This is a genomic window from Candidatus Paceibacterota bacterium, assembly GCA_028714635.1.
Taxonomy (GTDB): domain Bacteria; phylum Patescibacteriota; class Minisyncoccia; order Phycocordibacterales; family JAQTLZ01; genus JAQTLZ01.
This window is the reverse complement of the sequence record JAQTLZ010000001.1, coordinates 30,654-42,203: the sequence shown is the minus strand read 5'-3', so window position 1 is coordinate 42,203 and position 11,550 is coordinate 30,654. Positions and strand designations below refer to the sequence as shown.

The 11,550-nt window shown below is 43.3% G+C and carries 15 protein-coding genes; 1 reads left to right on the top strand and 14 read right to left on the bottom strand.

What is annotated here, in order from left to right; all coding sequences use genetic code 11:
• The first annotated feature begins 84 nt into the window (after window positions 1–84).
• On the top strand, window positions 85–453 hold the full coding sequence (locus PHS53_00240; protein ID MDD5356565.1) for a hypothetical protein: 369 nt from the start codon (window positions 85–87) through the stop codon (window positions 451–453).
• 148 nt (window positions 454–601) lie between these two features.
• On the opposite strand, the gene PHS53_00235 is transcribed toward PHS53_00240, so the two are convergent.
• The 14 genes from PHS53_00235 to secA form a co-directional block, all read right to left on the bottom strand.
• Window positions 602–1,432 (bottom strand): hypothetical protein, encoded by an 831-nt coding sequence (locus PHS53_00235; GenBank protein MDD5356564.1) that lies wholly within the window; start codon window positions 1,430–1,432, stop codon window positions 602–604.
• A 35-nt stretch (window positions 1,433–1,467) separates the two neighbouring features.
• On the bottom strand, window positions 1,468–2,574 hold the full coding sequence (gene obgE / locus PHS53_00230; GenBank protein ID MDD5356563.1) for a GTPase ObgE: 1,107 nt from the start codon (window positions 2,572–2,574) through the stop codon (window positions 1,468–1,470).
• A gap of 12 nt (window positions 2,575–2,586) precedes the next feature.
• Window positions 2,587–3,483, bottom strand: a complete 897-nt coding sequence (locus PHS53_00225) for an MYG1 family protein (protein ID MDD5356562.1) — start codon at window positions 3,481–3,483, stop codon at window positions 2,587–2,589.
• Window positions 3,480–4,046, bottom strand: a complete 567-nt coding sequence (locus tag PHS53_00220; GenBank protein ID MDD5356561.1) for an NAD(P)H-dependent oxidoreductase — start codon at window positions 4,044–4,046, stop codon at window positions 3,480–3,482. The genes PHS53_00225 and PHS53_00220 overlap by 4 nt, the downstream gene beginning before the upstream one ends.
• Window positions 4,047–4,132: 86 nt before the next feature.
• The gene (locus PHS53_00215) at window positions 4,133–4,558 is read right to left on the bottom strand and encodes a hypothetical protein (protein MDD5356560.1); all 426 of its coding nucleotides are present in this window, start codon (window positions 4,556–4,558) and stop codon (window positions 4,133–4,135) included.
• Window positions 4,559–4,634: 76 nt separating this feature from the next.
• Window positions 4,635–5,108 (bottom strand): adenylyltransferase/cytidyltransferase family protein, encoded by a 474-nt coding sequence (locus PHS53_00210; GenBank protein MDD5356559.1) that lies wholly within the window; start codon window positions 5,106–5,108, stop codon window positions 4,635–4,637.
• Window positions 5,095–5,556, bottom strand: coding sequence for an 8-oxo-dGTP diphosphatase (locus PHS53_00205; GenBank protein MDD5356558.1), 462 nt, complete (start codon window positions 5,554–5,556; stop codon window positions 5,095–5,097). The genes PHS53_00210 and PHS53_00205 overlap by 14 nt, the downstream gene beginning before the upstream one ends.
• Before the next feature lie 15 nt (window positions 5,557–5,571).
• Window positions 5,572–6,102, bottom strand: a complete 531-nt coding sequence (locus PHS53_00200) for a disulfide bond formation protein B (protein MDD5356557.1) — start codon at window positions 6,100–6,102, stop codon at window positions 5,572–5,574.
• Window positions 6,099–6,539: a thioredoxin domain-containing protein gene (locus PHS53_00195; GenBank protein MDD5356556.1), complete on the bottom strand. Its 441-nt coding sequence runs from the start codon at window positions 6,537–6,539 to the stop codon at window positions 6,099–6,101. Before PHS53_00195 ends, PHS53_00200 begins: the two co-directional genes overlap by 4 nt.
• A 36-nt stretch (window positions 6,540–6,575) precedes the next feature.
• Window positions 6,576–7,223 carry an HD domain-containing protein gene (locus tag PHS53_00190; protein ID MDD5356555.1) on the bottom strand — a complete coding sequence of 216 codons (648 nt, stop codon included), beginning with the start codon at window positions 7,221–7,223 and terminating at the stop codon, window positions 6,576–6,578.
• Entirely contained in the window at window positions 7,223–7,882 is a 660-nt protein-coding gene (locus PHS53_00185) for a YdcF family protein (GenBank protein ID MDD5356554.1), read from the bottom strand. The genes PHS53_00190 and PHS53_00185 overlap by 1 nt, the downstream gene beginning before the upstream one ends.
• Before the next feature lie 76 nt (window positions 7,883–7,958).
• Complete coding sequence (locus tag PHS53_00180) at window positions 7,959–8,288, bottom strand: hypothetical protein (GenBank protein ID MDD5356553.1); 330 nt, start codon at window positions 8,286–8,288, stop codon at window positions 7,959–7,961.
• A gap of 134 nt (window positions 8,289–8,422) precedes the next feature.
• Complete coding sequence (locus PHS53_00175; protein ID MDD5356552.1) at window positions 8,423–8,911, bottom strand: asparaginase domain-containing protein; 489 nt, start codon at window positions 8,909–8,911, stop codon at window positions 8,423–8,425.
• Between the two features lie 7 nt (window positions 8,912–8,918).
• Window positions 8,919–11,423, bottom strand: coding sequence for a preprotein translocase subunit SecA (secA, locus tag PHS53_00170; GenBank protein MDD5356551.1), 2,505 nt, complete (start codon window positions 11,421–11,423; stop codon window positions 8,919–8,921).
• Between the last annotated feature and the right edge of the window lie 127 nt (window positions 11,424–11,550).

The window sequence follows — 11,550 nt, the reverse complement described above, 5'->3', positions numbered from 1 at the left end:
ATACAGTGCTTGACAATAGCACAATATATGTCATATAATTGGACCCGGTGCAATTAAACCCAGTTCACTAGGAGGAAAAAAGGAATGAGAAAAATAGCGGTTGGTGGCGGTCTCGCGGGCGAAAAAGACTGCATTGTGACGGCGAGTCTCCACCATAAAATGTTCGCCTTGACGGCGGAGCAGGGGGCACACATTTCGATTGAGAAGGTCCCCCTCCGGGAAGCAATTGACGCTCTCGTCAAAGAAGGCGCATGGGGGCACGATTCGCTCTACAACAACAAGGGAATCCGGAACTACCTCCGCACCTTCAATATCGAGGTCAGGCCCGGGGGTGGCGACATGGACGAGAAACAGACCCCGGTCAGCGGAGTGATTTACTGGCTGGAGATGAGAAAGACCGGCATGGTTCGATGCCGTAAGGTGACACTCACTGCTATCACGCAGAGAATGTAGTGCCGAAATGACCGCAGAATTTCATGAGTGAAACGACTTCCGAGTGGAAGTCGTTTATTTTTTCAATTTTTTTGCTGCTCTTTCTGCACGCTCTTTTGAAACAAAAAGAAAAGGCGTCGCGCGAGTACGCGCGACGCCAAATTTTCACCTACGACGGAACCCAGAAATAATCACCATGATGGAAATACGGGCCAATTCCCCCGAGTCCATCCTGCTTTGTTACAGACCATTTCAATTTAAAATCTCCTGACCGTCCGACGCAGACGGAAATGACAGTATCCTCTGGCCCGCGTACCAGAAAAAAATTCTTTCCGTCTTTATATACATTATCCGGCCGTTGACCCAGAAGCAGTCCCTCCCCCGCGTCATCGCGTAAGAGCAGAGACTGAACCTGTGGCAGAGCCATAAGCTTGTCACTTTCCAAGAGCCATTCTTTGGCCCCATCGCCAGGTAATGATTTGCCAATGATCGCTTCTACCGCACTTTTGGTGTCGAGTCTTAAATCTCCGGATTCGACGCATGCCTCATAGGCGGAAAGAGCAATTTTCTCTTTTCCCGGCCACAATCGGTTATCATGCAGAAGATGGGTATCGTACATGACACCGCTCTTCATACCAAAGAAACAAGTGATCGGTGTATACTTCTTGCATTCAGGAACAAAAATATTCTCCTTCACCAACTCGAAGAGTGGGTGTTTGCATGCCGAAAGACTCAACGTGCGAGGAAGAAGTCCAAGCGCTCCCCGGATCTTGTCCCTCGCATCCGGTGAAATCCGCTTCGACCTTCCCGCAGTTACCAGTTCTGCAAGCGCTCCGCTTTTGCGCAACTCGCAGAGTTCCTCCTTGGACATATCCTCGAAAAATTTCAGGATTGGTCCTGCTTCTTCTAACGTTGCCTTCTGCATCGAGAAAGCTCCTTTATCTATGGCATGAGCCTCTTGATCGAGTCGAAGGACCCGATACAGGCTTGGCCGTTCCAATTGCACTATATCACTCGGCCTAGAGATATACAAAATTATTTCTTTCCCTTTATTTTTTTCGCCGCTCGTTCTGCTCTTTCTTCAAGAAATTTCGTGGGGGCCGTGTCTGTTTTAAATACTACAGCTTCATCTTCCTCCTTTTTAGATTTCTTCTTTACACCGGATTCTTTTTCGAGTTCTCGCAGGATTTTTATGAGCGAATCTTTGAATTCCTTTATAGATTTGTCATCAATGATTGAAAGCGTGAAGACAAGTTTGTTGAGTTTCTTCGCTTCCGCAATTTTCTTTTTCAAAACTGCCGGCGTTACCAAATCTGTTTTTGTAAGGAGTAAAATTTCTTTCTTTTCCGAAAGCTCCTTGCTATACGTCGCAAGTTCTCCGCGAATCGTTTTGTACGCTTCCGTAATATTTTCATTTTCGAGAGAAACGAGATGCAAAATCGCTTTGGTGCGATTGACGTGACGCAAAAATTTAAAACCAAGTCCTTTTCCTTCCGACGCGCCTTCGATGAGCCCTGGAATATCGGCAAGAATGTAGCCGTGCAAATCTCCCAAGTTCGGCTCGAGAGTCGTAAATTGATACGCAGCAACTTTTGCGTGCGCTCGGGTAAGTTCATTCAAAAGAGATGATTTCCCAGCATTGGGAAATCCGACAAACCCGAGATCCACGACAAGCTGAAGTTCGAGAAAGAAATCTGCCCTCTCCCCTTCATTTCCAAGCGTGAATTGCTCTGGCGCAACATTTTTCGGTCCTTTAAATTCTGCATTTCCAAGCCCCGCCTTTCCGCCTTTCAAAAGGAAAATGAGCTCGCCCTCTTTCAACACCTCGAATTTTTCTCCAGTCGTCTCATTAGTGAGTACCGAACCAATCGGTACATCCAAAATGAGATCCTGCCCGTTTTTGCCCCACACATTTCCTCCCATTCCATTCTGACCATTTTTTGCGGCAAAATCTTTTATATTTCGATATTTGAGAAGAATCGTGTAATCACGAACACCCCGAACATACACGTCGCCTCCGCGGCCGCCATTCCCTCCTGCAGGCCCGCCGAATTCGCGCCCCTTTTCATTGCGCCAGCCAACATAGCCGTCCCCGCCCTTTCCGGCTTTCATATGAAGCGTGATTTCGTCGATAAAAGCCATAGTGCTACAAGCCTAGCTTTTTAGAGCGATATCAGCAAGTTTGAGAGCTCCCTCTTTTGATTTTGCAACTGCTAAAAATAACCCATTATGACAAAATCTCGCATCTGGCACTCCAGTGATCGAAGCCAATTCCGCGTCTTTTTTTCCGGCCCAACTCGCAGGAAAATTTTTCCTATTCTCAAAGGTATTTTTGTCTTTCGAAACAGCGTAGGCACGCCAGGTATTATCAATAGTATTTTCTTGAACAACAAAAAGCGGTTCTGGATGTTTTCGAAGTGTATCTCCCCATGGGTATTTTCTGGAAAGAATAATGAGACGTTTATCGCTCGCTTCCTCGTACGCTTTCTCCACAAATTGCTGCGCCTCTTCCGCGTCTTTTGCTTTTTTAATTTCTCGAGAAAGAATTGTCTTTGCCCACCTTACGGCTTCCATAAAGCATGCATCCATAGTATCGTCGTCTTCCTTCCACGATGGCCTGAAAGAAGAGACAATATCGTTTACTGTATAAGAAGAAATTTCAGGGTAAATTGATTTTACAATATCAACGCCAACATCATTCGCATCAATCGGCATCACTAATTTCTTTTCAATTTTTTCCGCAACTCCAATAGAGCCGCACATTTTTTCTCCATATTGTTTCCAAAAAAGTCCGAACGCCGCGTATGGAATGCCATTTTCTCTTTTGCCAGCGCCTCCAGTTTGATGATGGTCGTACCGATGTTTCGACGGATTATACACCCCCCCAACATCAAAAGTATAATCAGCGTCTTGAATTTCTTTTTCGTTGCGTGTTCGAGTGAAAGAAATATTTTCTCCAAGCACGATAAGGAGTAGCGCGGCCGAGAACACGTCGTCAGCGTGAAAATAGCCATTATGCGTTACTGCTTTGATTTTTTTCTTGAATATCATTTTTTTAGGGTTTTTCTAACCTCTTTCATTGCTTTCGTGTATTGAATAAGCTCGTCCAATGTCGTGGCAATTTTTTTATTATAAGATTCGTCAAGAAGCACACCGCTTGCATCAAAGATCGTATTCACCTTCATAAATTGGACAGGAGGATTAACGGGGATCATTCCGAGATAACTTAAAACCGGCCTTACCGCGTCGATCATTCTCGTCCCGCCAAATGCTCCGTCCGATACCCCGCAAATCGCTACTGGTTTTTTCGCGTATTCTTTAAAAAGAGAATCGATGAACATTTTAAATTCCCCAGGAAAGGAGTGATTGTACTCCGGGATAACAAAAAGAAATCCGTCCGCCTTTTCTGCCACTTCATGCCACGCTTCATTTTTCTCATTTTGTTCAGAACCAAATCGCGCCGTTTTTCCTAAAATATAATCTTTGACATCAATAAACACGGAATCGACTTCCGAACGTTTTTTTATTTCCTTGAACATCAAATGCGCGACCTTTTCAGACCATCGCCCCTCGCGGGCAGTTCCAAGTATTACTGGTATAGAGAGTTTTTCCATCCCGTTAGAAGCTACCTTCGATTAATTGATAATGTTTAGAATAAAGCATGTGATATAAATATTGATTGCTTCTAACGGGATCCATTTTATTTCTGCTTATCGAGACGTTCTTCAATATGATGGACTTCCCTATCGATTTCGTCGAGCTTTTCAGCAACTTTTTTCAAAAGAATATCCTCTTGTTTAATTTCGGCTTTTTCTTCTTTAATTTGTATTTCTGCTTCCTGCACAACCTTCTGTTCTTTCTTGAGTCCTGACAAAATAACTCCGTCAGTGACAAAGAAGGATACAAAGACACCCGTCATGAGAAGTACCGGCACACTGATAAGAATGAGGTGCGGGCCAGTGATAGAAGGAAACATGCTGGCTGTATCCTCAATTCCTTTCCAAAAAAGAACAATAAACACGCCCGCCACGAGACTATACGGAACAGGATGCCTGCTGAAATTAAAACGGATTTTATCTTCGAATTTATCGAACAGATTTTGGATTTTCTTGAAGAAGCTGAGCATGCGTCCTATTATACCCCCACACCAACTTTTTCAGAAGTTGGTGTGGGGGTATACCAGAATATCGAAAATTTTATTCCTATTTCTTACTATCTTTCACCTTCGCTATAAGCCAAGAGCTTGATTGAACTTTACCTCCACGACCTACATTGAATACCAGCTTGATTCCTAGACGCTTGCAGAGCTTTTGTTCTGGATTTAAGGAAGAGCTCGCTTTATTAGCATCTTTTTGGTCGCGATCACCCCCTTTCGAAAGAATATCCGGACGAATTTCTTCGAGCATATGACAAATGCTCATATCGTTAGGATTTTCTGGATGCTTGGTGAGAACAACTTCATCAACCATCCTAAGCGCTTCGATAATCTCTTTCCGTTCAGTCTCCGGCATAAAAACACAGCCTTTCTTCTTTAAAAGCCAGTTATCATTGTTTAAGATAATGATAAGTTTATCTCCGAGTTTTTTTGATTCCTCAAAAAGCCTTATATGGCCGATATGAAGCGGATCAAAGCCTCCGCTTGTCACAACTACAATTTCTTTTTTATTTTTCTTCATTGAGCTCATATTCTAACACTTTATCCCGCGTGTCAAAGTGGAATTTGCCTTTGAATTTTTTACCTGCCAAAAAAAGAGGAAACCAGTACTCATCATCTGACCACATTTTTTTATACGGAATTTTGTCCACAGGAAACCACTTAGGCTTCATTTCTTCACTTTCTTTCGGTTCCCCTGTCCATTTCAACGCACTGAAAAAATGAACATCGAGCACTTCTTCTTTCCCCTCGAACGAAAAAAGGATTTCTGCAAATTTTTCTATCTCAGAAACGGAAACGCTAATTTCTTCGAGCACCTCACGCATTGCGGCCTCTTCTATAGTTTCCCCAACTTCCACTTTTCCACCAAACCCATTCCAGCGTCCCATACCAAACCCACGCTTCTTCATGCCCAAAAGAACTTCTCCGTCCTTCCGAAAAAGACACACGGTAAGCAATTTCCGTTTCATAGAAGGAGCGCAAACTTATTTTCGAGAGCCTTGAAGCAAGAGGGTGAGAAAAACGAGGGCAAATACCGTGAGCGACATGAGCGGAATCGTCACAAAGCCAAAACCAAGAACATAAAGTTTCGCGCAGGAAACTGCCGTTGCGCTGCAGACAACGCTCGGGACAATTCCAAACTGAAGAAGGTACTGATAGACAGCAACAAGTCCACCAAGCCCTGAAAGCCAGAGCAGATAGGGACGCATAAGTTTCGATTCATTTCTTACAAACGAAACAATGAGAAGCACAAGCATCGGATACATAAAGATCCGCTGAATCCAACAGAGCGTACAGGGCTCGAAACCAATAACATTTGAATAGAGAAGACTTCCTAAAACAGAAAGAAATACTACAAAAAAAACATGGTGGTGCGCATACTGATCAATGTGAGCAAATACTTTGTTATTTCTCGTATTTTTGGCGGTGAGAAAAACAAGAAGCACGACAACGAGGACGATTCCAACCAAAGTCAGAATCGAAAAGACGAATGTCAAAAAATCAGAGAAAGTCATTGTATTGGTGAGCTAGTCGCCAGTGGCTGATTACTGGCAACAGGCTGTTGGCCCTCTGTTAGAGGACAGCTTGTTTTGTCTGAAAGTTCCTGAAGTGAAAGTTCGCCAGTAAGCCTTGATCCGTCGGCGAATTCCCAGGTAGGATATGTTTCTATATTTTTATCCTTACACACCTGAAGTTGACCGCTTCCATCAGGAGTGGAACATTCTACATATTTCACATATTTAATGCTTTTTCCGAAAAGTGCTTTCGTTGCTTGGCAATGCGGACACCAAAATGCTCCATAAAATGTCGCGCCTTTTTCGGTGAGACACTGCGCAAAGACATCATGAGTCCCAGGCTGATTCGAATAAAAAACAGAAACACCGATAAGACCGGCGACAATAATGACCATTGCAACAATAACAATAACTGTTGTTTTTTGTGATGAATCCATAGCTACAGGATACCAAAATTCATACCTCGAGACAAACTAGACAATTTTAAACTTCTTCAGATCATCCAAAAGCGGATGTATGACTTCAGATGTAATTGATTCGGGCGTAAGGCTCGTTTTTGAGAAAATGCTCTTTTCCATCTCACATAAGCAAGCCTTGTTTTCTTTAAAGAATTCCTTATTCACAAAGATGCGTTTGCTATTCTCATAACGCTTGTGGCCTTCCGCAAGTCTCTCTTCCATTGAAACTACGCCGTACGGAGAGACCCGCATATCTGCATAGGTTGAGATATACTTTCCTAAATCAGCTGAAGCGAAGGTTTCAGCAATCTTAGAAAATCCAATTGACAGAATATATTCATAGGTTTTCTCGCTAACCCCAATCTCTTTTGCGATGGCAAGAGTAGCGTTATGTTCATCTTCACCATATTTTTCCGCAAATTCCACCCTCACTTTCTGCCAATATGGAATCCCCTCCGGTTCGAACACTTCAGGGAAAATAGTAAAATCGAATTTCAAAATATTTCCCATATCATGAAGCAGGCATGCAGAGACAATATTGTCGGTCAGCACTTTTTCTTTTGCATTCTGGCAAATGTACAAAGCCACTCCGGCAACTCGGTACATATGCATCTCCAGAAACGATACTATTTTATATTTTTTATAAATCGTTGATATCTCCATTAGAATTTTATAAGGTGTTTTGTAAATCCAGCCTTCACTAGTTGTTCATACGCTTCCCAAACCTCTTTTGGAATTTCCTGTTCTATCGCAAAACCTTTTTGGGGATATTCTTTGATACGTTGCAAATCTCCCACCATGAGATTAATTGCATCTTCTTTGGAAATATCCTCATTAGAAAATTCCTCAAAAGAAAGTGGAGGCGAGCTCACGACAAAATCCTTTCCCGGCCAAAGTTTTTTGAACGTAGCGCACACTCTCCTTTGCATATGGGGCTTTTGAACAAGAATGAAACTTTTGGGATCGATCCCCTTATCCTCCAGAAGTTTTCTAGTAAAAACGACATTTTCTCCGGTATTGGTTGCTTTTGACTCAAGAAGGATTTTTTCTTTGGGAACTCCTAATTTTATTGCCGTCTCGGCAAAGATTTCTGCATCAGTGCATTTCCATTTCGCCTCTAAGAGATCGCCAATATGAGAAATTCCTCCGGAAAAGACAATAAGCGGAGCATATCCTTCCAAGAAAAGATGTGCCGACCACTCTGCGATACGAAGATCATTACTACTCAAGCCGAAAATAATATCTGCTTTCCGAAGAGGCTGATTTAAAAAATGGTAATCCCAAATCCTTTTCGCTAGCACATCGATTTCTTTTTCGGTCATCATATTTTTATAGTAGCACAGCAGACGAAAAATCTCCCTTTCGGGAGATTTTTCGTCTGCTGTTTGAGAACAGAAATTATTTGATGATAGTAAACCCGCCAATGATGGGAAGCGGATTCATTGCACCCTTTGCCGCATTCATTATTCCGATGACCATAAGCACAAAAGGAAGCAGTCTTGCGATTTGGAGGAGAAGTCCGATGAGAGGAATGAAAACGAGAAAAGAAAGGACAACCTGAAGAATGATCATAAAAATGAAGAGCACGGTCCCCTGATTCGTATGATAGTTTACAAATTGGCTTCGATTCCCCATAAGAAGCGGCACGAAGAAAATAATGTAGGCAATGATCGCCATTGTCTTGTCCTGATCAGGACCCTGTGTACTCTGTGTTTGATTTGGTTCCATGAATAATGAATTTATGAATAGTGATTCTTTCTTCGACAAAAGAAAGCTTATTTATAATTATACAACCCCTCTTTCCTCGGGCAAACCGACTAATCCACCCCGTAGTACAGCGAAGCTGACTACAGGGCAAGCTTCTAGATTTCTACAAATTGGCCCGTCTTTGTATCCTTTCGGGTCTTGTTCCACTCATGTACTTTTCCATTCATTGCGATATACACGCCATACGGGAGAAGCTCCGCTGCCATAATCGCCGCACCGACATTAAACATTGCGTCAGAATCAGCGAATTTTTCAGGCCGCGATGCTCCGGTAAAGACAATCGTCTTGTTTTTAATCTTCGAAAGAACTTTGGCAGTTTTTGTCATGGTATCCGTGCCATGCGTCACCACTATTTTGTCGCCCTTAACATTTTGGCAAGCTTTCAGAATTTTTTCACGATCTTTTGCATCGAGATCCAGGCTGTCTTTCTGAAGAAGCGGAACAATTTCATACTGAAAATTTGGTTTTATTCTTCCAAGGATTTTTATAACAGCGGGAGCACCAATCTCAAAAGCATACCCCTTCGAGACTTTGGGCAGATCTTTATCGATAGTACCTCCTGTTTGAATGAATGTGATTTTCATAGAAAGATTATTTCCCTTTACCATGGCAATTTTTATATTTCTTTCCACTTCCGCAATAGCATGGATCATTCCTGCCAATTTTCTTGCCTTCAGCATTTTTTATGACAGGCTTTGCAGAGGTGAAAGCTGTTCCTACTCCAGCCGAATCCGAACCGCCGAGCTCTTTCGCTTGTTTCTGAATCGCCCGGAGCTCTGCTTCTTCTTTTGAAAATGCGCCGGTTTGAAGAGAACCGAGAAGAGAAATAATTTGTGCATTGATCGCCTCCTGCATTTCTTTGAAAAGGCGAAGTCCCTCTTTTTTATATTCCACGAGCGGATCGCGCTGGCCATATGCTCGGAGATTTACCGAACCGCGCGTATATTCCATTACTTCCAAATGCTCCACCCAAAACATATCGATAGTCTGAAGGAACATTCTTCGCACTACAGTATAAAATTCATCTTCAGCAAATGATTTTTTCTTTTCCTCCACGAGCGCGATCAATTTTTCATCTCCGGCAATCAGTGTCGCTAATTCCGCTTCAATATCTTCCCGCTTGCCCATAAGAATTTTTCGCCGTCTTTCATAGACAGTTTTTCTTTGGAGGTTCAGCACATCATCGTATTCAAGCACGTGTTTTCGGGCGTCAAAATTGAACCCCTCAATTTTTTTCTGTGCAGACTCAAGCGAGCGAGTAATGAGAGAGTTCTCGATCGGCTCATCTTCTTTCACGCCAAGTCTTCCCATCATCTTTTTAATAGTATCGGATGCGAAAATTCTCATGAGCGAATCCTCGAGCGAGACAAAAAACTGCGTCGCCCCAGGATCTCCCTGTCGTCCCGAACGTCCTCGAAGCTGGTTATCGATTCGTCGCGCTTCATGTCTTTCCGTACCGATGACATAGACGCCATCAAGAGCTTTCACTGCTTCATACGCCTCTGCCGTCGCTGGCGCACCGCCAAGTTTAATATCCACGCCTCGGCCTGCCATGTTTGTCGCCACAGTCACCGCTCCGCGGCGTCCCGCTTGAGCGATAATTTCTCCTTCGCGTTCGTGATTTTTGGCATTCAACATTTCATGAGGAACCCCCTCGTGTTTGAGATATTGCGACAGCACTTCGTTTTTTTCAATTGAAACAGTACCAACAAGCACCGGTTGGCCTTTCGCGTGGAGCTCTTTGACCACTTTCGCAACCGCTTTAAATTTCCCCGTTTCGGTCTGGAAAATGAGATCGTTCAAATCTTTTCTTGCGAGTGGCTTATTCGTCGGGATAGAAACCACTTCAAGTCCGTATACTTTATAGAATTCTTCGCCTGAAGTGAGAGCGGTTCCAGTCATACCGGAAAGTTTTTTGTAGAGACGGAAATAATTTTGGAATGTGATCGAAGCAAAAGTGCGAGATTCTTTCTGTACAGCTACTCCCTCTTTCGCCTCCACAGCCTGATGAAGTCCTTCTGACCAGCGCCTTCCCGGCTGCATGCGTCCAGTAAATTCATCCACAATAATGACCTCGCCATCCTTCACCACATATTCTTTGTCGCGTTCGAAAAGCGCTTTCGCCCGGACAGCAGTCTCGAGATGATGTACAAATTTAATTCCCTTTTCCGTGTAAATATTTTCGATACCAAGTACTTTTTCTGCCTTGGTAATTCCTTCGTCAGTAAGCGTCGCTGCTTTTAATTTTTCGTCCACTGTGTAGTCAGTATCTTTTTGAAGCATACCAGCAATCTGAGCAAACTTTGCATACAAATTTTCTGATTCTTGAGTGGGAGCGGAAATAATAAGCGGAGTTCGAGCCTCATCAATAAGAATTGAGTCTATCTCGTCAACAATCGCGTAATTAAATTCTCGCTGTCGAAGCTTGTCTGTTTCATATTCAATATTGTCGCGAAGATAATCGAAACCATATTCATTGTTCGTTCCATAGGTGATGTCTGCCATGTACGCTTCGTGACGGGTACATGGGCGCAAAAATTCATGGACAACTTTGAACGCACCGACTTCATCAACTTCTTTATCAAGCTCGCGATGAGTAGGATCATAAAGAAAAGATGCCTCATGATTCACAACCCCAACAGAAAGTCCGAGCGCATTATAGATCTGCCCCATCCAGACGGCATCACGTCGAGAAAGATAATCGTTCACGGTAACGACACTTACACCTTTTCCTGTCAGTGCATTCAAGTATGCAGGAAGCGTTGCGACGAGCGTCTTTCCTTCTCCAGTTCGCATTTCAGCAATTTTACCCTGATGCAAAATGATGCCTCCCATAAGTTGTACGTCAAAATGACGCTGGCCGAGGGTTCGGCGGGATGCTTCGCGGACGCAAGCGAATGCTTCAGGAAGAAGATCGTCGAGCGCCTCGCCTTCAGCGAGGCGCTTTCTGAATTCTTCCGTTTTCGCCTTCAATTGTTCGTCGGATAGAGCCTTAATTTCAGCCTCAAAGCCATTGATTTGAGCGACCAAAGGAGAAATAGCCTGCAAAGCCTTGCCGGAATGGTCTCCAAAGAGTTTCTTTAATGATTCAAACATAGGAGGCCATTCTAGCACAAAACAGCTTGTAGCTGGTAGTTTTTAGCTTGTAGCTTGAAATACGGAGAAAAAAACTTGTAATTTTCTTTATATATGGTATAATATAACCTGGGTTAGAAAACGAACT